The organism is Haemophilus parahaemolyticus (assembly GCF_002015035.1).
Lineage (GTDB): Bacteria > Pseudomonadota > Gammaproteobacteria > Enterobacterales > Pasteurellaceae > Haemophilus_A > Haemophilus_A parahaemolyticus.
The window spans coordinates 89,384-110,726 of record NZ_MUXY01000011.1; the positions used below are offsets into that span (position 1 = coordinate 89,384).

The 21,343-nt window shown below is 40.4% G+C and carries 23 protein-coding genes; 11 read left to right on the top strand and 12 right to left on the bottom strand.

All coding sequences use genetic code 11. The annotated features are described in order from the left end of the window. A partial coding sequence (locus B0185_RS10225) for a hypothetical protein (RefSeq protein WP_211272264.1) occupies nucleotides 1-895 on the bottom strand: 895 nt, incomplete at its 3' end. A gap of 113 nt (nucleotides 896-1,008) precedes the next feature. Continuing rightward, nucleotides 1,009-1,650: a hypothetical protein gene (locus B0185_RS07525; RefSeq protein WP_005705378.1), complete on the bottom strand. Its 642-nt coding sequence runs from the start codon at nucleotides 1,648-1,650 to the stop codon at nucleotides 1,009-1,011. A gap of 253 nt (nucleotides 1,651-1,903) precedes the next feature. On the opposite strand from B0185_RS07525, the gene B0185_RS07530 reads away from it, so the two are divergent. The 3 genes from B0185_RS07530 to B0185_RS07540 are packed head-to-tail and all read left to right on the top strand — an operon-like array spanning nucleotide 1,904 to nucleotide 2,868. After that, nucleotides 1,904-2,221, top strand: a complete 318-nt coding sequence (locus tag B0185_RS07530; protein WP_005705424.1) for a hypothetical protein — start codon at nucleotides 1,904-1,906, stop codon at nucleotides 2,219-2,221. Between the two features lie 31 nt (nucleotides 2,222-2,252). Further along, a complete protein-coding gene (locus B0185_RS07535; protein ID WP_005705413.1) occupies nucleotides 2,253-2,432 on the top strand; it encodes an antitoxin VbhA family protein in 180 nt (59 codons plus the stop codon). Next, on the top strand, nucleotides 2,416-2,868 hold the full coding sequence (locus B0185_RS07540; protein ID WP_005705440.1) for a Fic/DOC family protein: 453 nt from the start codon (nucleotides 2,416-2,418) through the stop codon (nucleotides 2,866-2,868). Before B0185_RS07535 ends, B0185_RS07540 begins: the two co-directional genes overlap by 17 nt. A gap of 249 nt (nucleotides 2,869-3,117) precedes the next feature. Here the strand turns inward: B0185_RS07540 and adhE are convergent, their stop codons facing one another. After that, a complete protein-coding gene (adhE, locus tag B0185_RS07545) occupies nucleotides 3,118-5,733 on the bottom strand; it encodes a bifunctional acetaldehyde-CoA/alcohol dehydrogenase (protein WP_005705409.1) in 2,616 nt (871 codons plus the stop codon). Nucleotides 5,734-6,091: 358 nt separating this feature from the next. Here adhE and metG point away from each other — a divergent pair, with 358 nt between their 5' ends. Further along, entirely contained in the window at nucleotides 6,092-8,149 is a 2,058-nt protein-coding gene (gene metG / locus B0185_RS07550; RefSeq protein ID WP_005705436.1) for a methionine--tRNA ligase, read from the top strand. Nucleotides 8,150-8,193: 44 nt separating this feature from the next. On the opposite strand, the gene B0185_RS07555 is transcribed toward metG, so the two are convergent. Genes B0185_RS07555 through rsgA form a run of 4 tightly spaced genes read right to left on the bottom strand, consistent with a single transcriptional unit; the run spans nucleotide 8,194 to nucleotide 10,567 of the window. Then, entirely contained in the window at nucleotides 8,194-8,550 is a 357-nt protein-coding gene (locus tag B0185_RS07555; RefSeq protein WP_005705381.1) for a YcfL family putative periplasmic lipoprotein, read from the bottom strand. Nucleotide 8,551: 1 nt separating this feature from the next. Then, the gene (gene hinT, locus B0185_RS07560) at nucleotides 8,552-8,917 is read right to left on the bottom strand and encodes a purine nucleoside phosphoramidase (RefSeq protein WP_005705421.1); all 366 of its coding nucleotides are present in this window, start codon (nucleotides 8,915-8,917) and stop codon (nucleotides 8,552-8,554) included. Nucleotides 8,918-8,929: 12 nt separating this feature from the next. After that, entirely contained in the window at nucleotides 8,930-9,526 is a 597-nt protein-coding gene (rnhB, locus tag B0185_RS07565) for a ribonuclease HII (RefSeq protein ID WP_005705431.1), read from the bottom strand. Nucleotides 9,527-9,529: 3 nt separating this feature from the next. Continuing rightward, entirely contained in the window at nucleotides 9,530-10,567 is a 1,038-nt protein-coding gene (gene rsgA, locus B0185_RS07570) for a small ribosomal subunit biogenesis GTPase RsgA (RefSeq protein WP_005705388.1), read from the bottom strand. Nucleotides 10,568-10,690: 123 nt separating this feature from the next. Here rsgA and cysB point away from each other — a divergent pair, with 123 nt between their 5' ends. After that, entirely contained in the window at nucleotides 10,691-11,674 is a 984-nt protein-coding gene (gene cysB, locus B0185_RS07575) for an HTH-type transcriptional regulator CysB (protein WP_005705400.1), read from the top strand. 10 nt (nucleotides 11,675-11,684) lie between these two features. Continuing rightward, nucleotides 11,685-12,329, top strand: a complete 645-nt coding sequence (locus B0185_RS07580; RefSeq protein ID WP_005705405.1) for a hypothetical protein — start codon at nucleotides 11,685-11,687, stop codon at nucleotides 12,327-12,329. Between the two features lie 67 nt (nucleotides 12,330-12,396). Here the strand turns inward: B0185_RS07580 and rne are convergent, their stop codons facing one another. Then, nucleotides 12,397-15,345, bottom strand: a complete 2,949-nt coding sequence (gene rne, locus B0185_RS07585; protein WP_005705422.1) for a ribonuclease E — start codon at nucleotides 15,343-15,345, stop codon at nucleotides 12,397-12,399. 417 nt (nucleotides 15,346-15,762) lie between these two features. Between rne and B0185_RS07590 the strand changes: the two genes are divergently transcribed. Then, a complete protein-coding gene (locus tag B0185_RS07590) occupies nucleotides 15,763-16,716 on the top strand; it encodes an RsiV family protein (protein WP_005705430.1) in 954 nt (317 codons plus the stop codon). A 53-nt stretch (nucleotides 16,717-16,769) separates the two neighbouring features. On the opposite strand, the gene grxD is transcribed toward B0185_RS07590, so the two are convergent. From grxD to purD, 4 genes are all read right to left on the bottom strand, one after another. Continuing rightward, nucleotides 16,770-17,096 carry a Grx4 family monothiol glutaredoxin gene (gene grxD / locus B0185_RS07595; RefSeq protein WP_005705415.1) on the bottom strand — a complete coding sequence of 109 codons (327 nt, stop codon included), beginning with the start codon at nucleotides 17,094-17,096 and terminating at the stop codon, nucleotides 16,770-16,772. A gap of 68 nt (nucleotides 17,097-17,164) precedes the next feature. Beyond that, a complete protein-coding gene (gene recR, locus B0185_RS07600) occupies nucleotides 17,165-17,770 on the bottom strand; it encodes a recombination mediator RecR (RefSeq protein ID WP_005705433.1) in 606 nt (201 codons plus the stop codon). 43 nt (nucleotides 17,771-17,813) lie between these two features. Beyond that, nucleotides 17,814-18,143: a YbaB/EbfC family nucleoid-associated protein gene (locus B0185_RS07605; RefSeq protein ID WP_005705407.1), complete on the bottom strand. Its 330-nt coding sequence runs from the start codon at nucleotides 18,141-18,143 to the stop codon at nucleotides 17,814-17,816. Between the two features lie 110 nt (nucleotides 18,144-18,253). Further along, nucleotides 18,254-19,540, bottom strand: a complete 1,287-nt coding sequence (gene purD, locus B0185_RS07610; protein ID WP_005705394.1) for a phosphoribosylamine--glycine ligase — start codon at nucleotides 19,538-19,540, stop codon at nucleotides 18,254-18,256. Between the two features lie 243 nt (nucleotides 19,541-19,783). Here purD and rpsF point away from each other — a divergent pair, with 243 nt between their 5' ends. The 4 genes from rpsF to rplI are packed head-to-tail and all read left to right on the top strand — an operon-like array spanning nucleotide 19,784 to nucleotide 21,167. Further along, a complete protein-coding gene (gene rpsF, locus B0185_RS07615; protein WP_005705428.1) occupies nucleotides 19,784-20,149 on the top strand; it encodes a 30S ribosomal protein S6 in 366 nt (121 codons plus the stop codon). 2 nt (nucleotides 20,150-20,151) lie between these two features. After that, nucleotides 20,152-20,499, top strand: a complete 348-nt coding sequence (priB, locus tag B0185_RS07620) for a primosomal replication protein N (protein WP_005705408.1) — start codon at nucleotides 20,152-20,154, stop codon at nucleotides 20,497-20,499. Further along, the gene (rpsR, locus tag B0185_RS07625; RefSeq protein ID WP_005705387.1) at nucleotides 20,474-20,701 is read left to right on the top strand and encodes a 30S ribosomal protein S18; all 228 of its coding nucleotides are present in this window, start codon (nucleotides 20,474-20,476) and stop codon (nucleotides 20,699-20,701) included. The genes priB and rpsR overlap by 26 nt, the downstream gene beginning before the upstream one ends. A gap of 16 nt (nucleotides 20,702-20,717) precedes the next feature. Beyond that, nucleotides 20,718-21,167 carry a 50S ribosomal protein L9 gene (rplI, locus tag B0185_RS07630; protein WP_005705416.1) on the top strand — a complete coding sequence of 150 codons (450 nt, stop codon included), beginning with the start codon at nucleotides 20,718-20,720 and terminating at the stop codon, nucleotides 21,165-21,167. Nucleotides 21,168-21,343 lie beyond the last annotated feature (176 nt).

Here is a 21,343-nt window from a genome sequence, read left to right on the forward strand (position 1 = left end):
CTTCCAATGCGGTTTTATCTGCTTTAGATTCTAATGCTGCTTTATTTGCTTCAATTCTCTCACCATGATTATCTAAACGAGCATTTTGAAGTACTTGTTTATTACGAGTATCTGTAATACGTGATGCATTTTTGTCGATGTCTGTGCGGTTTGCTTCAAGTGCTGGTAAGATATTATCTCTAATACCTTTTGATAACTCTTTAATATCAGAGGTATTAATTTTAACGTCTTGCTCTAAACCTTCCACGTAATCTTGATCTGCTTTAGACTCTATATTAGTTTTGTTTAACGCAATATTTTGAGCAAGTAAGTTAACAGCTGCTGCTGCCCCATCTGCTCTATTTTTCAATGTATCAACATCTGCTTTATTTGCATCAATTCTACTATTGTGATTATCTAAACGAGCATTTTGAAGTACTTGTTTATTGCGAGTATCTGCAATACGTGATGCATTTTTGTCAATGTCTTTACGATTTTCTGCTACAGCATCTTGGGTTCCCGCTAAATCTTCATCTAAGCCACTTACTGCATTACCTAGATTTGTTACAGCTTCATCAGTTGCTTTCGCTAATTCACCAATCGCTGCTTTATTTGCATCAATTCTCTCACCATGATTATCTAAACGAGCATTTTGAAGTACTTGTTTATTACGAGTATCTGTAATACGTGATGCATTTTTGTCAATGTCTGTGCGGTTTGCTGCAATTGCTGGTAATAGAGCCTCATCAATACCTTTAGCTAGATTTTTAATATCAGAGGTATTAATTTTAACGTCTTGCTCTAAACCTTCCACGTAATCTTGATCTGCTTTAGACTCTATATTAGTTTTGTTTAACGCAATATTTTGAGCAAGCAAGTTAACAGCAGTAGCTGCCCCATCAGCTCTATTCTTCAATGTATCAACATCTGCTTTATTTGCATCAATGCCAGCTTTATGCTCATCTAGAGTCTCATTAACGGCTAATAATTGATCGTTAAAATTTTCATTAATAGTATTTTGAGCATTATTTATAACTCTTGTACATTGTCACTTAACGTATTTACCGCTGTAGCGGCTTTTCCCATATCTGATTGTAAAGCTTTTACGTCTTGCTCTAAACCTTCTACGTAATCCTGATCTGCTTTATTGCTAACAATGTTTTCGACTTTAGTTAAAGAGTCGTAACCTTGAAGATTTTTAATTTTTTCAATTTCAGCTTTATTGGCATCAATGTCTGTACGGTTTGCTTCAATTGCTGGTACTAGACCATCTCTAATACCTGTAGCTAAATTCTTAATATTTGAGGTATTTTTATCGATGTCTGTACGGTTTGCTTCAATTGCTGGTACTAGACCATCTCTAATACCTGTAGCTAAATTTTTAATATTTGAGGTATTTTTGTCGATGTCTGTACGGTTTGTCGCAATTGCTGGTAATAGAGCATCATCAATACCTTTAGCTAGCTTAGAAACAGCAGTTTTAACTCCCTGAATATTCTTATCTTGCTCAGCTTTTGAAGCCTCTGTTTGTATTTTAACTTCTTGTTTAATTGCGTTCTTAAGGTTATTTGTTGCATCAACAAGAGTATCATCTTCTGCCATAGCATAAGTAGAAATAACGCTTCCCACAAATAAGGCAATCGCAGTACGTTTTAAAAGTTCACATTTCATAATATAGTCCCATGTATGTTAGTGTGATAAAAAATCTTGGTAATTTGATTATCTAGATTATGAACCTCGAGATGATAGAATTCAACCATGAAATTGTGATCTAGATCACAATTTACGTAAAAAGATGCTAGAGCATATTAATCTTTTTTTAAATGGCGAAAGCCTAATAAGAAAGGTAAAGAGACCAGTATTATGTAGTTGCACAAGATGATTTTTGCCTAAACCCAGCCTCTACAAGAAGCTCAAATCAATTGTGCAACTGCTACATCACACCGCAGAAGAAGCCTTGAGTAATGCCAATGAGTACAATACGGAACTCTATACTTACCGCACTTATAAACGACGTTTTAACGGCAAGCTTCGCCAATTATTGTTGATGGAATTGCACCGCTATTTTACAGTGAATGAACGGATTAAACGCATGCTAGTCAAATGTGGGCAAGAGCCGATTATTCATCAGCAACATACTGTTTCAATGCGTGCAGCACTCAAATATTGGTTTGATAAGGGTGTTGTTGAGCGTTTGGAGATCAATGTGGTGGACGTGAAATGGAAATTTAAAGATAATTAACTAATTTTATTCATTCTTAGAGGAAAATATTATGCTTGCAGCACTTTTAGAAAAACAAAAACGACAAGAAGCAGCTAATTTTGCGATCAACAATAATGCTATAGAAGGGCTTTTTGTGAGTGATGAAGCAAAAGACTTATTAAATCGCTGGGTAAACGGTGAAATTACGCTAGAAGAAGCGGAGAATAAAATGTATGCGTTATGGCAGTAATGATTTTCATATTAACGAAAATGGTATTCTGAAAAACAAATTAGCTGCAAAAACCAATGAAGAATTGGAAAATCGGGAAAGAGATATTACTACTTTCCGTATTGCTCAATTAAAAGATTCGCCAATTAACGGTAATTTTGACCTAAAACATTTACAAGATATTCATCACTTTATTTTTTCACCTGTTTATGATTGGGCTGGTGAAATTCGTGATGGTTCACTGGCTAAAGGTGGCACAGTTTTTACTTATCCAGAACGAATTGCACCTGAACTTAATAAATTATTTAGCCAATTAAAATCAGAAAGTTACTTACAAGGATTAAATCAAGAAGAAATAACGCAACGCCTTGCTTATTATCTTGGCGAATTAAATGTTAATTATCCATTTAGAAACCTCTTTGTACATGCTCTAATACCACTTGATATTCAGAGATAATCTTATTCCTTTCATTTAGTGCATTTTTAAGCTGTTTAATAATATCGCTAGCTTCTGCTTCAATCGAAGTAATCGCCTTTTTAAGCTCTTCTTCTAAGATCGACTTTGCCATGAGTTATTCTTACCTTATAATTGATAAAAGATAAGAAAAATGTAGCAGAAACAAGAGATTAAATCTTTGTGCAACTGCTACATAATACCAGAAATTTAACCGCTAGGATTCATTCATTACAGGTGATGAGCTTTTAATTATTCACCATAATACGCTTTACGCATTAACTCTTCCATATCTTCAATCATTGCTAAGCGTGGATTTGCTGGGGTACATTGGTCTTCAAATGCATTTAACGCCAATTCACGAAGTGAGCCAATGAATTCTTTTTCATCTACACCTTGATCGCGTAAAGACATTTTCACGCCACAGCGAACGGCTAAGTCGTGCACCGCTTTTGCATAAGATTCCACTGCTTCTTCTGGAGTTGAAGCGGGTAAGCCAAGCATACGTGCAATATCTTGGAAGCGAATATCTGCTACATAGTTGGTATATTTCGGCCAAGTTGCCACTTTGGTTGGGCGTGTGCCGTTGTAGCGGATTACGTGCGGCAGTAAAATCGCATTGGTACGACCGTGAATGGTGTGGAATTTACCACCAATTTTGTGTGCCATTGAGTGACAAATACCCAAGAATGCATTTGCAAATGCCATACCTGCCATTGTTGAAGCGTTGTGCATTTTTTCACGTGCGGTTTCGTCAAACTCTTTCACCGATTTTTCTAGGTTTTCGAAAACTAATTTAATCGCTTGTAAGGCTAAGCCATCGGTATAGTCATTCGCAAGGATTGAGGTGTAAGCCTCTGTTGCGTGAGTTAATACGTCTAAACCTGTATCAGCCGCAACATGTGAAGGCACAGACATCACTAACGCTGGGTCAACAATCGCGATTGTTGGGGTTAATGAGTAGTCCGCTAATGGATATTTAATGTCGCCATCAGTAATTACCGCAAATGGAGTCACTTCAGAACCTGTGCCTGATGTGGTTGGAATGCCCACGAATTTCGCTTTGCGACCTAATTGTGGGAATTTGAACGCACGTTTGCGAATATCCATAAATTTTTGCACTAAATCGCGGAAGTCTACTTCTGGTTGTTCATAGAATAACCACATAATTTTCGCTGCGTCCATTGGGGAACCACCACCTAATGCGATGATGGTATCAGGTTGGAAGCTACGCATTAATTCAGTACCGCGTTGTACAGTTTGCAAGCTTGGGTTTGGTTCTACATCAGTGAAAAGTTGGATCATCACTTTGTTACGGCGTAGGCGTAATTGTTCGGTAATACGATCCACAAAGCCTAAATCTACCATTGAACGGTCGGTTACGATCATCACTTTGTGAACGTCGTTCATGGATTTGAGGTATTGAATTGAGTCACGCTCAAAGTAGATTTTTGATGGCACTTTAAACCATTGCATATTATTTCTCCGTCTGCCTACACGTTTGATGTTAATTAAGTTCACTGCACTCACGTTGTTACCCACAGAGTTTTTACCGTATGAGCCACAACCAAGTGTTAATGAAGGCAAGAAGGAGTTATACACATCACCGATACCACCAAATGTTGATGGTGAGTTCCAAATTACACGAATTGCTTTAACGCGTTCGCCGAAAATTTTTGCTAATTCCGCATTTTGCGTGTGAATTGCCGCAGAGTGACCTAAACCGTGGAAGTTCACCATCGCTTCTGCTAATTCCAAGCCTTGTTCTACGCTGTTAGATTTTAATAACGCAAGCACTGGAGAAAGTTTTTCACGAGTAAGCGGTTCGCCTTCTCCTACGAAAGCACATTCTGCTAAAAGAATGTTGGTTTTTGGTGGAACGGTAAAGCCTGCTTGTTCTGCGATCCACGCTGCAGGTTTACCTACCACAGCCGCATTTAATTTCGCACCTGCACAGTTTTCATCATGGGCTTTATCCACACCGAAAATGAATTTTTCAAGCAAGGCTTTCTCTTTTTTATTCACCAAATACACGCCGTAAGATTGCATCTCTTTGATGAAATCTGCATAGATTTCTTTATCGACAATTGCAGCCTGTTCAGAAGCACAAATCATCCCGTTGTCGAATGATTTTGACATCACAATGTCGTAAACCGCTTGTTTAAGTTTTGCGGTTTTTTCAACATAAGCTGGCACGTTACCTGCCCCTACGCCTAATGCTGGTTTGCCGCAAGAGTAAGCCGCTTCTACCATTGCATTACCGCCAGTTGCAAGAATCGTTGCAATGCCAGGGTGTTTCATTAACGCAGAAGTGCCTTCCATAGATGGAACGGTAATCCATTGCACGCAGTTTTCTGGTGCACCCGCAGCGATAGCCGCATCACGTACAACTTGTGCCGCATGAGCTGAAGATTGTTGAGCAGATGGGTGGAAAGCAAAAACGATTGGGTTACGTGTTTTAAGGGCGATTAACGCTTTGAAGATAGTGGTTGAAGTTGGATTAGTGGTTGGTGTGATACCGCAGATAACGCCGACTGGGTCAGCAATTTCAGTGATACCTGTTACATCGTCTTCACTGATAATGCCCGCTGTTTTTAAGTGACGCATATTGTTCACGACATATTCACAGGCAAACAAGTTTTTAGTGGCTTTATCTTCGAATACGCCGCGCCCCGTCTCTTCATATGCGTGCATTGCCAACACACCGTGTTTATCTAATGCCGCTACAGACGCTTTTGCGACAATGTAATCGACTTGCTCTTGGTTTAAATGACGGAACTCATCAAGGGCTTTCAAGCCTTTTTCTACAAGTACATTCACTTCCGCTTGAGCATCATAAGGTTGAGCAGTTTGAGTTGCTTTAGCCATAGTTTGGTTTCCTCTAAAAATTAAAAATCTAAAATTCTTTAACTGTTGAAATTATTATTCAACTGCAAACGATTTGCACCAAAATTTACTTACTCATAAGAGGTATTCTTGATCTAAGTCAATAGGAGGTCAAACAGTAAAATTTGAGTAACTCAATATTTACAAATGATTAACTTTTTATCAAAAATAGTTTATTAATTTATCGGTTTGTTGATGTTTTCGCATAACCAAATTTTAGTAAAGAAAATGTAAAAAAAGACCGCTTGTTTCCCTTATTTCCTTTGATTTAACCTAGAAAAAATAGCCCTTTTGAGCTAAAATCCTTCAGATTTTTACTTAAATAAGAAAGAGAATAACAATGTCAAACCAAAAACGAAAAATGTTGGTCACTTGTGCCCTGCCTTATGCAAATGGGGCGATTCACTTAGGTCATATGCTTGAGCATATTCAAGCGGATATTTGGGTGCGTTTCCAACGTATGCGTGGCAACGAAGTGCATTTTGTTTGTGCAGATGATGCACACGGCACTCCGATTATGCTTAATGCAGCAAAACAGGGGATTACGCCAGAACAACTCATCGAAAAAGCGAAAACCGATCACGTTGCCGATTTTAAAGGCTTCAATATCAGTTTTGATAACTACCACTCGACTCACAGTGAAGAAAACCGTGAAATTACGACTGCAATGTATTTAAAGCTGAAGGAAAATGGTTTTATTAAAAGTCGTGTAATTTCACAGCTTTTCGACCCAGAAAAAGAGATGTTCTTGCCAGATCGCTTTGTAAAAGGAACTTGCCCAAAATGTAAAGCAGAAGATCAATATGGCGATAACTGTGAAGTTTGTGCCTCTACTTATAGCCCGATGGATCTTATCAATCCACGTTCAGCCGTTTCAGGTGCTACGCCTATCGTGAAAGAATCAGAACATTTCTTCTTCGATTTGCCAAGTTTCGAAGGAATGTTAAAAGAGTGGACACGTTCTGGATCACTACAACCTGAAATTGCCAACAAAATGCAAGAGTGGTTTGAAAGTGGCTTGCAACAATGGGATATCTCACGCGATGCACCTTACTTTGGATTCCCAATTCCAGATGCAGAGAACAAATTCTTCTATGTGTGGTTAGATGCACCAATCGGCTATATGGCGTCGTTCAAAAATCTTTGCGACCGCACAGGTATTGATTACAACGAATTCTGGAAAAAAGATTCGACAACAGAGCTTTATCATTTTATCGGTAAAGATATTGTTTACTTCCATAGCTTATTTTGGCCAGCGATGTTAGATGGCTGCGAACAACGTAAACCAACCAATGTGTTTGCTCACGGCTATGTGACGGTGGATGGCGTGAAAATGTCGAAATCTCGCGGAACCTTTATTCAAGCGAGCACCTATTTAAAACATATCGATCCTGAATGTTTACGTTACTATTATGCGGCGAAATTAAACGAGCGTATTGAAGATTTAGACTTAAGCTTGGATGATTTCGTCCAGCGTGTAAACAGCGATATCGTAAACAAATTAGTGAACTTAGCTTCTCGTAATGCAAGTTTTATTGCAAAACGTTTTGAAGGCAAATTAGCGGATAAACTTGAAGATGAAGCACTTTTCGCTGAATTTGTTGCACAATCAGAGCAAGTTGCAGCACATTTTGAAGCACGTGAATATAATAAAGCAGTTCGTTTAATTATGGATTTAGCCGACCGTGCAAATAAATATGTGGACGATAAAGCGCCTTGGGTTATTGCTAAAGAAGAAGGGCGTGAAGCGGAATTACAAGCGGTTTGTTCAATGGGTATTGAATTATTCCGTGTGTTAATGAGTTATTTAAAACCCGTTTTACCACGGCTTGCAGAACGTGCTGAAGCGTTCCTACAAACAGAATTACGCTGGGAAACCATTACCCAACCATTATTAGGTAAAACAGTTGCACCATTTAAATCATTGTTCTCTCGTCTTGAGAAAAAACAGATTGATGCAGTGATTGAAGAAACGAAACAGCTTTTTGCCGAACAAACCAAAAACGAACCGAAAAAAGGAAAACAAGCGGTGGAAAATCAAGAAAATCTTGCAATTGAGCCAATTACCCCAGAAATCACCATTGATGATTTTGCAAAATTAGACTTACGCGTAGCGAAAGTGATTAGCTGTGAGGCGGTGCCAGAGTCGAATAAATTGTTAAAATTCCAATTAGATTTAGGCGATCACCAACGCCAAGTATTCTCTGGAATTAAAGCGGCTTATAATCATCCAGAAGAATTAAATGGTCGTTTTGTGATTATGGTGGCAAATCTAGCTCCTCGCAAAATGAAATTTGGTGTATCAGAAGGGATGATTTTATCGGCTGGTACAGGTGGTTCGGATCTCTTCTTACTTTCAGGCGATGAAGGTATTCGTCCTGGTATGCAAGTAAAATAGGCTTTTGAGAGAAAAATGGTTGCGTAAGCAACCATTTTTTATGTCTAAGGTTTCAAATAAACCCGATAATTTTCACTCTCTTCTGTTGGCTTTTCCAACTGAATTTTCATCATTTCTTTCGTTCGTAAAGTAACGGGTTGCCAAGTTTGTGGTGAGAGTTCTGAGGTTTGGGTTACTCCTTTCTCATCATACCAAAACAATTTATAAGCAAAATTCACTGCTTGCTCACTTAGATTTTTAACCGTTAAATAGTCTGGTTGTGCCTTCACGTCTAAAGTTGCATTTAAGCTTGAATCAATGTTCACAATTGGGCTTGATTTTGGCGTGATGTAGCTTTGTGGATTACTACCACAAGCGGTCAAAAAGAGAGAAAAAAGGGCTAAAGATAAAAATTTACGCATTTTATTTGCTCAACATTTTGCCTAATGGCTCACCACCAACAAGGTGCATATGGATGTGGAAGACTTCTTGTCCGCCGTGAACATTGCAGTTCATAATTAAGCGGTAGCCATTTTCGGCAATGCCTTCTTCTTTAGCAAGCTTTGAGGCAACGGTGATTAAGCGACCAAGTAAAAGCTCATCTTCTGCGGTTACGTGGTTAAGCGTTGGGATGAATTTGTTTGGGATGATTAAGATATGTGTTGCTGCTTGCGGTGCGATGTCGCGGAAAGCGGTCACTAATTCATCTTGGTAAACGATATTCGCAGGGATTTCTTTGCGAATAATTTTGCTGAAGATAGTTTCTTCGTAGTTTTTTTCTGTAGTCATAGTTTGTTCCTCTTATTTTAAATGTAATGCTTTTGCCACTGGTGCAAAACTTTTGCGATGATATTGGGTTGCACCAAGTTCGGCAAGTTTTTCAAAATGCAGTTTGGTTGGGTAGCCTTTGTGTTTGGAGAAGCCATATTCGGGGAATTGTTGGTCTAGTTCGTCCATCTCTTGATCGCGAGCGACCTTCGCCAAAATCGAGGCTGCACTAATCTCTTTTACCAAACTATCGCCTTTTACGACCGCTTGTGCGGGAATAGTAAGACTTGCTGGCACGCGGTTGCCATCGACAAGCACAAAATCAGGTTGAATGCTTAAGCCATCTACAGCACGTTGCATTGCAAGCATCGTGGCGTGAAGAATATTGAGCTCATCAATCTCTTCAGGTTCAGCTCGTCCGAGTGACCAACATAGTGCTTTCTCTTTAATCTCTTCAGCAAGGGCGAGGCGTTTTTTCTCGCTCAATTTTTTCGAGTCTGCCAAGCCTTCAATCGGGTTATTTGGGTCTAAAATTACCGCAGCGGTCACAACTGCCCCAACTAACGGGCCTCTGCCGACTTCGTCCACGCCTGCAATGAGTTTGGCGTCGGGATATACAAATTCTGTCATTTTCTATAAATCTTCTGTTCTAAAATGGCGTTGGCTTTTGCTTTCGTTTCTGCTTTCGATCAAGCGGTGATAATTTTCAAAACGGATAGGATCGATCTCGCCTTTTTCGACCGCCTCTCGAATGGCACAACCTGGATCACTGCCGTGTTTGCAGTCTCGGAATTTGCAGGTGCCGAGTACGCTTTGAAACTCACGGTAGCCGTCGGTAATTTGGTTCGGTTCTAAATGCCAAAGTCCAAATTCGCGGATTCCAGGGGAATCAATCAAATTCCCGCCAAGAGGCAGATGATATAAGCGTGAAGCGGTGGTAGTGTGTTGCCCTAAGCCTGAAACATCACTGACAGCACCTGTTAAAGCATTGTTCTCTGGCAAAAGCTGGTTAATAAGGCTTGATTTCCCTACGCCTGATTGCCCCACAAAAATAGAAGTGCCTTGGCGTAAATAAGCGTGCAGAGCTTCCATATTTTCGCCTGTGTCAGCGGAAAGCATCAAGGTTTCATAGCCAATTTTTTCGTAAATGGCTAACTGTTTTTTGACCGCTTGTCGCTCTTCTTCAGAGAGCAGATCAACCTTGTTGAGCACGATTAACGCAGGAATATTTGCCGCTTCACAAATGACCAAATAGCGATCGATAATGTTGAGCGAAAGCGTTGGCAAGACAGCGGAGACAATAATAATCTGGTCGATATTCGATGCCATTACTTTGATGCCATCGTAGTAATCAGGGCGGCTAAGTTCGTTTTTGCGCGGGTAAATTGCTTCAATCACCCCGCTAATGCCTTGTAGTTGTTCATTACCAAGTCTCCAAGAAACCTGATCGCCAACCACCACATTTTTCAGCGTACGACGCAAGTTACAGCGATAAATCTCACCTTGTTCGGTTTCTACATCAGCATGTTTAGCATGGCGAGTTACCACCACACCTTGTTGCACTTCGCCTAACATATCATCTTGCCATTCTACTTCTTTTTTCGAGATTTTTTTATGGTGGTTGGATTGAATACGGCGTTGCTGGTTTTGGGTTAATCTTCTTTTGCTCAAAAGGATTTCTCATCAAAAATAAAATTGGGGCTAGCATACTAAAAATTAGCCTAAATAGCCAATTGAAACCGCCAATCTTTTCTTATAACATTAAAGCATAAAAATCAGCTAGCAAGGAAGAATATGAAACTACAACAACTTCGTTATATTGTCGAAATAGTCAATCAAAACCTCAACATTACCGAAGCAGCGGATGCCCTTTATACTTCTCAGCCAGGCATCAGTAAACAAGTGAGACTGCTAGAAAGTGAGCTTGGTATCAACATTTTTGAGCGAAATGGCAAGCATATCAAAGGGCTCACGCCCGCAGGTGAGAAAATTGTGGCGATTTCACGTGAGCTTTTAGTGAAAGCACAAAGTATTCGAGCGGTGGCAGAAGAGCAAACTCGTCCGAATAGCGGTGTGCTTCGTATTGCTAGCCCGAATACGCAAGCACGTTACGTGCTACCTAGTGTGATTGAACTCTTTAAGGCGAGGTATCCGAACGTCAGTTTACATCTACATCAAGGCTCTCCAACCCAGATTTATGATGCATTGATGGCGGGAGAAGTGGATTTAGCCATTACGACCGAAGCACAATACCTGTTTGAAGATGCGATTTTGCTCCCTTGCTATATGTGGAATCGTTCGGTGATTGTAAAACCCGATCATCCGCTCGCAAAATATGTGAACCAACCTGAGAAATTAACTGTCGAAGAGCTCGGAAAATATGATTTAATCACCTATACTTTCGGCTTTACAGGGCAATCGGATTTGGACAAAGCCTTTAACAAAGAGGGTATTTTACCGAATATCGTTTTTACTGCGACCGATGCGGATGTGATTAAAACCTATGTACGCATTGGCTTAGGTGTCGGGATTATGGCATCAATGGCACACACTGAAAACGACAACGATTTGCTTGCGATTAACGCTAGCCATCTGTTCCAGCCAAGTATGACGCAAATTGCTTTTAAACGTGGCACTTTCTTGCGTAATTATATGTATGATTTTATTAACTATTTCTCTCCGCATTTAACTCGAATGCAGGTAGAGCAAGCTGAACAACTGCGGGATAACAACGCTATTATGCGAATGTTTGACCACGCACAATTGGAAGAAAAATAAGGAAAACCCAATGACCTTTTTCAATAAAATCGCCTTTACTGGTGTTGTAATTTTTTCGATGATTTCGACCGCTTACGCAGAGAATTTCAATATCAAATATAGCTCAAACTACTTAATGCCTGCTTATGTGAACTTCAAACATGATAGTGGAAAATATGAAATTCAATCAAAGATCAACGTGCCACTTTATAACATTGTATTTACCGCAAAAGGTACAGAGAAAAATGGCATTTTTAATATGTTAAGCTACCGGGATACTCGCAATGGAAAAACCTATGCTTTAGCGGAAATCGATAGCCAAAGCATTCAATACGGTAAAGCGAAAGATCCACTTACAACTGAGCCTTTAACCATGCCAACTTTTGACCTATTTACCACGGCATTCCAGTTGAGCTACTACGATAAATTGCCAACCAGCTTCCAAACCACAAACGGTAAAAAACTTTATCCAACACTGAATGTGAAACTGAAAAAATCGCAAAAAGCGGTAACGGAAGATGGCAAAACTTATCAAGAAATCACCTATAGTTTCACCACCGCTGACCATAAAGCAATTACGGTAAAAAAATTTGAGGGCGAAAAATTCCCACGCTTTATTTCTTACAATCGTGATGGTGATAATTATGAGTTAAAGTTTGATAGTTTTGTAAAATAAGTCATTCTGGTAAAAATAACCCGCTTGTATTGCTACAAGCGGGTTATTTGCTTTAGTGTTTTACCAATTAGTTAGCGATGCGAGGGGCTGAATGCACGTGGCTGTCTGCCGCTGCGTGTCCTGCTGCTCCTTTGCCGTGGAAGTAATATTTTGAATGATTCCACACACGAATTTGGAATGCTGGTGCGGATGGCTCTTTGTTCTCTGCTTTAGTCATCTCTGCTTTGGTATGTTCCACACGAGAGAATGTACCTAAATGCCCTTCAAACACATATTTGCTTTGGTAAGTGGAAACAGGCACTACAATCGCTTTTGGCTCAGTCGCTTCAATTGCAGGAGCAACCGTTGCTTGAACCATCGCAGTTTGAGTGTTGAGATTACTACGGCGTTCGTGGTTTTCTTTTACTAAATCACGATCAGAGGGTTGGCTCACCACTCCGCCAAATGGTGCAATATGTTCTGCTACGGTAGTGATTTCGGATTTTTGTTTATAAGCTACTGGATGCACTTCACGTTTGTGATGCTCTTTCACTAAATCACGATTAGTAGGCTGGCTAACAAAACCACCAAATGGCACAGTGCTTTCCACTTTGCGTTCTACTTTTTCAGCTACTTGTTCCGCTTTCACTTCGGCTGAAGTTGCTTGCTGTTCAAGTATCTCATCCACTGACAAGAAATTTTGTTTTTCTTGCACTGGTTTTTGAGGGCGAACGTTAATTGCCAGTAAAATTTTACCGCTTGCTGCTTCTGGTGAAGCGACTGCAGAGGTTAATGGCATTGCACGTACACGATCATTACGATTGTCGCGACGGCGTTGGTTGCCTACGCGTAAATGGCGAGGTAAGCGACGTTGGCGACCATTTTCACGGTTGTTTTCGACTTCTACACGTTCTTCGTTTGCTGTTTCAGTTTCTACAAGCGGTTGAATTTTCGGTGCTTTTTGCACTTCTACTTTAACCTGAGCTTGCTCTACCACAACAGTTGCGTTTGCTTTTTCGCCGTTTTCAACGGCTTCAACGTTATTTTCTATGCGAACTTTTTTGCGTAAATCACGGCGTTGGCGACGCTCTGCAACTGGAGGCGATTTTTCTACCGCTTCTGATACGCCAGCCGTTTCTTCTACAATTTGACGACGTGGCTGACGTTCTTTGCGTTCTGCTTTTTCGGCTTTCGCTTTTTCGTCTTGCTGTGCTTTACGTTGTTCTTGGCGATCTGCACGGTTATTACGTTGACGATTATTGCGTCGTTCCCGAGGGTTGCGAGATTTCCCTTTCGGTTTTTCTTCTTTCTTTGGCTCTTCGCTGAAAATCGCTTTAATTTTCGCAATAATGCGGCTTAATAAAGACGGTTTTACAGATTCAGCAGGCGTTGGTGCAGGTTGGATATTTAGCTCTGAGCTATTAAGCACGGATTCCACGGTAATCACTGGCTCATTACGGCTCACTAAAGCCTCGTCTGAATGTGAGTGATGGTATGGATTTTGCTCATCATCTTGGCGTGCTAAATAGCGTTTTGCTAAGTCGTAGCTTAACATCGGCTCGATTTCATTTTCGCGCAAGCGGTAAACGCTAAAGTGTGGTGTTTCCATACTTTCACTTGGCACAACTACCACGCTAACATCTTGGCGAGACTCAATGCCTGAAATCGCTTTACGTTTTTCGTTCAATAAGTAAGAGGCCACTTCTACCGGCACAATTGCGTGAATTTGTGAAGAGTTCTCTTTGATAGCTTCTTCTTCTACTAAACGTAAGATAGAGAGTGCGATCGATTCGTTATCGCGCACTTTACCTGTACCTTGACATCGCGGACAGATATGGCTTGATGCTTCGCTTAATGATGGGCTTAAGCGCTGGCGGCTCATTTCAAGCAAGCCAAAGCGTGAAATACGGCTGAATTGGATGCGTGCACGGTCTTGGCGGGTCGCTTCACGAATGCGGTTTTCTACCTCGCGTTGGTGGCGAACAGGGGTCATGTCGATGAAGTCGATCACAATTAAACCACCCAAGTCACGTAAACGTAATTGGCGCGCGATCTCATCTGCTGCTTCTAAGTTGGTGTTGAGTGCAGTTTCTTCAATGTCGCCACCACGAGTTGAGCGTGATGAGTTGATATCGATTGCCGTTAATGCTTCGGTCACATCAATGACAATGGAACCGCTAGATGGCAAACGCACTTCACGTTGGAATGCGGACTCAATTTGCGATTCGATTTGATAATGGCTGAAAAGTGGCACTTCGCCTTCGTATAAACGCACGCGATTGATGAAATCTGGACGCACTAAACGAATATGGTTTTTTGCTTTTTCGAAGATTTTTTTGTTATCGATTAAGATTTCGCCAATGTCGCGGCGGAGGTAATCGCGAATAGCGCGCACGATTACATCGCTTTCTTGGTGAATTAAGAATGGTGCAGGGCGAGATTGTGCCGCATTTTTAATTGCTTCCCAGTGATGCAATAACACTTTTAAGTCCCATTGCAACTCTTCTGGTGATTTGCCTACGCCCGCGGTACGCACAATTAAGCCCACATCTTCAGGGACATCTAAGCAATCTAACGCTTCTTTGAGTTCTAAACGTTCATCGCCTTCAATACGGCGAGAAATTCCGCCTGCACGTGGGTTGTTTGGCATCAATACTAAGTAACTACCTGCAAGTGAAATAAACGTGGTTAAGGCTGCACCTTTGTTACCACGTTCTTCTTTGTTCACTTGAACGATCACTTCTTGCCCTTCTTGAATAATATCTTTAATATTCGGGCGGCCACTGAATTCATAACCTTCAGGAAAATATTCGCGTGAGATCTCTTTTAAAGGCAAAAAGCCGTGACGCTCAGCACCGTAATCAACAAATGCGGCTTCAAGGCTTGGTTCAACGCGGGTAATTTTCCCTTTGTAAATATTTGATTTTTTTTGTTCGTGCCCTGGCGACTCAATATCCAGATCGAACAAACGCTGCCCATCAACAAGGGCAACTCGCAACTCTTCTTTTTGAGTTGCATTGATTAACATACGTTTCATTGTGTTTCTCTTATCTTTTTTGTTGTTGCTTGAGTTATTGCGTATTTTCAAATGACTCAACAGATTGTTGTCATTCCCGCCAATCTCGCGACTGTCTTCGCTTTAACTATGAATAAATGATAATTTTTGTCTTACGCCCATTTCGTTTGTCTAAAATGGCTGCAAAATCAAAGGGTTATACCCTAAAGGAGTATTTTGCTTACAAGAGCAAAAAGGTTTCTTTTTACCAGAATTTACAGGCAAAAAGAGGGTTATATTATCGCATTTTGAAGGCTAAAAAGGCAAGGTAAATCTGCCCAGTAAAGTCGTTTAGATATGTGCGAGTTTCAGACAGTTTGAACAAAAAACAATGAAAATAACCTAGCCTAGTGCTATGATACTAGAGCATTTTTTATTCTCTCTTTTAAGGATAATCCCATGAAAAAATCTCTCCTCGCATTGCTGATTTCTTCCACTTTTCTTCTGTCAGCTTGTAACGAAAAAGATACTCAAGCCCTTAATGAAAAATTACAACAAGCTGAGCAAACCATCACTCAACTTAATCAAGATCTTGCAAAATCTCAGCAAGATTTAACCGCTTTACAAGCAGAACAAAGCAAGTTGCAAGCACAATTGCCAGCACTTGATGTGACAATTGAACCATTATTTTCAAAATTAGAACAGGTAAAATTACCCGCAGGGAATGATTTTGGAAGAACAGAAAGTGAGCTTTATTATTTTGCAAGTATTGCAAAAACGGGCTTAGATTGGCTGGATAATTTGCTGATTCGTCATACTTTGCTTAACCAGAATGGAAAAATCAATCATCAAGTGACAGGGACTGAAAAAGAAGAAGCTCTAAAATTAATCGAAAAAAATTATCAAGATTCAAAAGCTGCATTGCAAGAGTATGGCGATATTGCGATTCGTGATAGTTCACAAATGACATATATTGGACAACGTGGCAATATTGCAACCTTTATTCAGTATTGGGATAACTACACGGGCGGTGCACACGGTCTTTATGGCACAAAGTATTTCAACGTAGATTTAAACAAAAAAACCGTGATTTCGTTGGATAGTTTGATGTCAAAAGCACATCAAGAACAAGCCAAAGCTATTTTATGGAATAGTTATTTAGAAAAAACAAGAATGGAAGCTCAAGATGAAAAAGCTGAGCCATTTACTCCAAAAGCAGACTTTGATTTAGTTGATAACTTCTATTTCACTCACGAAGGGATTAATTTTGTTTATCCTGTTTATGCTTTAGCTTCTTTTGTTGAGGGCGAAGTGACTTTAACTTTATATTGGAATGATGCGAATAAATTGGTTTCAAGCGATTATCAGAGAACTAAAAAAGATGGGGTGGGATTGGCACCCGAAGAGAAGTAAATTATGGTAAAACCCCAAGCATGAGTTTGGGGCTTTAATTATTTCTTAGCTAATTAAGCAGGATGACGAGCTGCCACTTCTTTTAATAACGTTTGTAATTCACCTTTTTGTGCCATTTCTAACACGATGTCGCAACCGCCGATTAACTCACCTTCTACCCATAATTGTGGGAAAGTTGGCCAGTTTGCGAATTTTGGTAATTCTGCACGAATATCTGGGTTGGTTAAAATATCTACATAACCAAAAGGTACTTGGCAGTTGATTACCGCTTCCACTGCACGCGCAGAGAAACCGCATGATGGGAATTTTGGCGAACCTTTCATATAAAGAAGAATTGGGTTTTCGCTGATTTGTTTTTTGATTTTGTCGATAGTTTCCATTGTATCCTCAAAGAATTGTCGGTAAAAAGTTGACTGATTATATCAGCTTTTATGTGAATAAAAAATAACTAAAGGGTGATATCCCGACGCCCAATAATGGAATGCGAAAGTGTGCTGCCATCGACCATTTCAAGTGATCCACCCATTGGTACGCCGTAGGCGATGCGAGTCACTTTTACATTGTATATTTTGCACATATCGGCGATATAATGTGTGGTTGCTTCGCTTTCGACATTTGGGTTCGTTGCTAAAATCACTTCGTGGAACGATTCATTTTCCAAACGTTGTTGCAATAAATCTAAGCCAATCTCACGTGGACCAATACCATCAATAGGGGAAAGATGCCCCATCAGCACAAAATATCTGCCTGAAAATTGCCCTGTTTGCTCAATCGCTTGAATGTCCTCAGGCATTTCTACAATGCAAAGCTGTCCACCCATTTGACGACGTGGATTGCTACAAATTGTGCATTCTTCTTCTTCGGTAAAAGTGCGACACGATTGGCAATGTCCAATATGCGTCATTGCTTCGTTTAACGCTTTAGAAAGATGAAATCCGCCCGCACGGTTGCGTTGCAGAAGATGAAATGCCATACGCTGTGCCGATTTAGGGCCAACGCCAGGGAGGGCTCGTAGGGCTTCCATTAAATTTTCAAGTAAAGGGCTTGTTTGCATAGAGTCGGATGTTATTTGAAGGGGGATTTATCCCACACTACGATTAAAATGGTAACTTCATTCCTGCAGGTAAGTTTAACCCTGCGGTTACACTTGCCATTTTCTCTTTTTGTAACTCTTCCGCACGGCGAACAGCATCGTTAAATGCGGCTGCTACTAAGTCTTCTACCATCTCTTTATCATCTTCCATCAATGATGGATCGATTTCGATGCGTCGGCAGTTATGAGCACCGTTGATTGTCACTTTTACCAAACCCGCACCAGACTCACCAGTTACTTCAAGTTGAGCAATCTCTTCTTGCATTTTTTGCATTTTTTCTTGCATTTGTTGAGCTTGCTTCATTAAGCCGCCTAAACCGCCTTTTCCAAACATAGTCGTTCCTTATATAAATAGAGATAAAAATAGACGGCTCATTTTACTGAACCGTCTAAATTTAGGCAAGCGGTGAAATTATATTCCGCTTTTGCAAAATATGGAGAAAATTAAACCGCCTGTTCGCGAGCCACGGCTCGGTAGCCAATGTCACGGCGATAGAAACGCCCTTGCCATTGGATTTGTTCTGCCAATTTCAACGCAGATTGTTGTGCTTCATACACCGAGTTGCCTAATGCAGTTGCACAAAGCACGCGTCCGACATTCGTGAGTAATTTATTACCTTGTTTTTCTACGCCTGCAAGAAAAACTTTTTGCGTTGCAGTTTCTGATGGAATGTCTGAGATTTCATCGCCTTTGCGATAATCATTTGGGTAACCTTCCGCTGCAAGTACAATGCCAAGTGCAGCTTGTTCACGCCATTCTGATTGAATTTGATCTAATTCGCCATCGCACGCTTTTAAGCAAAGTTCAACTAAATCAGACTTTAAACGCATCATAATTGGCTGGGTTTCAGGATCGCCAAATCGGCAGTTAAATTCAATCACTTTTGGCTGACCATTTGGCATAATCATCAAGCCCGCATAAAGGAAACCTGTGTAAACATTATTTTCGGCTGCCATTCCACGAACGGTTGGATAGATAATTTGCTCCATCACACATTGGTGGATTTCTGGCGTTACTACTGGTGCTGGAGAGTACGCTCCCATCCCGCCTGTATTCAAGCCTTTATCGCCTTCGCCCACACGTTTGTGGTCTTGACTAGTTGCCATTGGCTCGACATTTTTACCATCTACCATCACGATAAAGCTTGCTTCTTCGCCATCTAAAAATTCTTCGATAACCACACGACTCCCTGCATCGCCAAAAGCGTTGCCAGAAAGCATATCTTTTATTGCTTCTTCGGCTTCTTGCATCGTCATTGCAACAATTACACCTTTGCCTGCTGCCAAGCCATCAGCTTTAATCACAATCGGCACGCCTTTTTCATGTAAGCAAGCAAGGGCAGGTTCTACTTCCGTAAAGTTTTGATATTCTGCAGTTGGAATCTTGTGGCGAGCTAAGAAGTCTTTCGCAAAAGATTTTGAGCCTTCTAATTGTGCGGCGGTTTGAGTTGGACCGAAGATTTTTAAACCATTTGTACGGAACGCATCAACTACGCCAGCGACAAGTGGGGCTTCAGGGCCGACTATGGTTAAGCCGATTTGGTTCTGTTGGGCAAATTGCACCAAAGCGGTCAAATCTGTGCCAGAGATGGCAACATTTTCAATGCCTTCTTCTAATGCTGTACCCGCATTACCTGGTGCAACAAAGACTTTATCTGCCAAAGGCGATTGACGTACTTTCCAAGCTAAAGCGTGTTCACGACCACCGTTACCAATAATGAGAATATTCATTTAAAATCCTTAAAATTAAACAAAGCAAACGATTGCGTAAGTTTACGCTATTTTTCAATAGACGCCTAGCAATAAAATTCACAAATCTTTTTGAAATTTCACCGTTTGAATTTTATACTTTTGCTTGATCAAAACATTTAAATCTGTATAATTGTCCCGTTCAGTCACATTTGTTTTTAATCCTTGCTTCCACAAGTTGGTGACTGGCTAAAGTTGGAGGCTGCTAACCCGTAAGGATAGTCAATGCGTCACTACGAAATCGTTTTTATGGTTCACCCGGACCAAAGCGAACAAGTACCAGCAATGATTGAGCGTTACACAGCATCTATCAAAGAAGCTGGCGGTCAAATTCATCGCTTAGAAGATTGGGGTCGTCGTCAATTAGCATACCCAATCAACAAACTTCACAAAGCACACTACGTGTTAATGAATGTAGAAGCACCACAAAGTGTAATCGATGAGTTAGAAACTAACTTCCGTTACAACGATGCAGTTCTTCGCAACTTAATCGTTCACACTAAAGCTGCAGTAACTGAAGCTTCACCAATGGCTAAAGCAAAAGAAAGCAAAGCTATTGAAGCAGCAGCTGAAGTAGAAGCAGGCGAATAATTTTGCCGATTGAAAATCGTTTGATTCTAACGGGTGAAGTCATTAGTTTAGTTAAACAAAAACAAAGCCCTTTAGGTATTCCAAATTACCGATTTTGGCTAGAACATCGTTCAAAGCAAACGGAAGTCAATTTAGAACGCCAAGCTTGGTGCAAAATCCAAGTGGTTTTAAACGGTAATCAATTTAGTTTAATAACCCAACAAATTAAGCTCGGTAGTAAAATTTGTGTACAAGGATTTCTTAATACACATAAAGACTATAACGGCAACAGCCAATTAGTTTTACATACCGAACATATTGAATTTATAGATCAGGAGAAGCCAAATGGCACGTTATTTCCGTCGTCGTAAGTTCTGCCGTTTCACAGCGGAAAATGTTGTTGAAATCGATTACAAAGATATCGCTACATTAAAGAACTACATTTCTGAAAATGGCAAGATTGTTCCTAGCCGTATCACTGGTACTCGTGCGAAGTATCAACGTCAATTAGCTCGTGCAATTAAACGTGCACGCTATTTAGCGTTACTTCCATACACTGACAACCATCAGTAATTAAGGAGCGAGTACAATGCAAGTTATTTTATTAGACAAAGTGGCTCACCTTGGCGGTGTTGGTACACAAGTTGAAGTTAAATCAGGCTTCGCTCGTAACTATTTAATCCCACAAGGTAAAGCAGTTATGGCTACAGCAGCAAATATTGCTCACTTCGAAGCACGTCGTGCAGAATTAGAAGCAAAAGCAGCTGAAGCATTAGCAGCAGCACAAGCTCGTGCAGCTCAAATCGCTGAAATCGCGGCAGTTGCTATCGCTGCAACAGCAGGTGATGATGGTCGTTTATTCGGTTCAATCTCTGCAAGAGACATTGCTGAAGCATTAACTACAGCAGGTGTTGAAGTAGCTAAATCTGAAGTTCGTTTAGGAGAAGGTCCACTTCGTGCAACTGGCGAACACCAAGTTAAAGTTCACTTACATCCAGAAGTGAACGCAGTAGTTACTGTAAACGTAGTTGCTGAATAATCTTAAAAGATTATAGAAAACCCAGCCTAGGCTGGGTTTTTTGTTTCCAGCTAAGGTAAATAAAAAGATTTAATCAGATTAGTTATAGCCAAAAAATAGTCAATCAGGTAAAATAAGTCAGATTTTTAGCGTGGAGCAAGTTTAAACTTAGCTCTACGCTTTTCTTTTCTTAATCT

Coding starts and splice junctions, on each gene's coding strand:
- recR (WP_005705433.1), bottom strand. CDS start 17,770: ATGCAAACAAGCCCTTTACTTGAAAATTTAATGGAAGCCCTACGAGCC.
- B0185_RS07555 (WP_005705381.1), bottom strand. CDS start 8,550: ATGCGTAAATTTTTATCTTTAGCCCTTTTTTCTCTCTTTTTGACCGCT.
- B0185_RS07590 (WP_005705430.1), top strand. CDS start 15,763: ATGAAAAAATCTCTCCTCGCATTGCTGATTTCTTCCACTTTTCTTCTG.
- grxD (WP_005705415.1), bottom strand. CDS start 17,096: ATGGAAACTATCGACAAAATCAAAAAACAAATCAGCGAAAACCCAATT.
- B0185_RS07540 (WP_005705440.1), top strand. CDS start 2,416: ATGCGTTATGGCAGTAATGATTTTCATATTAACGAAAATGGTATTCTG.
- B0185_RS07525 (WP_005705378.1), bottom strand. CDS start 1,650: ATGAAATGTGAACTTTTAAAACGTACTGCGATTGCCTTATTTGTGGGA.
- rne (WP_005705422.1), bottom strand. CDS start 15,345: ATGAAACGTATGTTAATCAATGCAACTCAAAAAGAAGAGTTGCGAGTT.
- B0185_RS07580 (WP_005705405.1), top strand. CDS start 11,685: ATGACCTTTTTCAATAAAATCGCCTTTACTGGTGTTGTAATTTTTTCG.
- adhE (WP_005705409.1), bottom strand. CDS start 5,733: ATGGCTAAAGCAACTCAAACTGCTCAACCTTATGATGCTCAAGCGGAA.
- purD (WP_005705394.1), bottom strand. CDS start 19,540: ATGAATATTCTCATTATTGGTAACGGTGGTCGTGAACACGCTTTAGCT.
- rnhB (WP_005705431.1), bottom strand. CDS start 9,526: ATGACAGAATTTGTATATCCCGACGCCAAACTCATTGCAGGCGTGGAC.
- rpsF (WP_005705428.1), top strand. CDS start 19,784: ATGCGTCACTACGAAATCGTTTTTATGGTTCACCCGGACCAAAGCGAA.
- B0185_RS07535 (WP_005705413.1), top strand. CDS start 2,253: ATGCTTGCAGCACTTTTAGAAAAACAAAAACGACAAGAAGCAGCTAAT.
- rpsR (WP_005705387.1), top strand. CDS start 20,474: ATGGCACGTTATTTCCGTCGTCGTAAGTTCTGCCGTTTCACAGCGGAA.
- hinT (WP_005705421.1), bottom strand. CDS start 8,917: ATGACTACAGAAAAAAACTACGAAGAAACTATCTTCAGCAAAATTATT.
- rplI (WP_005705416.1), top strand. CDS start 20,718: ATGCAAGTTATTTTATTAGACAAAGTGGCTCACCTTGGCGGTGTTGGT.
- metG (WP_005705436.1), top strand. CDS start 6,092: ATGTCAAACCAAAAACGAAAAATGTTGGTCACTTGTGCCCTGCCTTAT.
- cysB (WP_005705400.1), top strand. CDS start 10,691: ATGAAACTACAACAACTTCGTTATATTGTCGAAATAGTCAATCAAAAC.
- B0185_RS07605 (WP_005705407.1), bottom strand. CDS start 18,143: ATGTTTGGAAAAGGCGGTTTAGGCGGCTTAATGAAGCAAGCTCAACAA.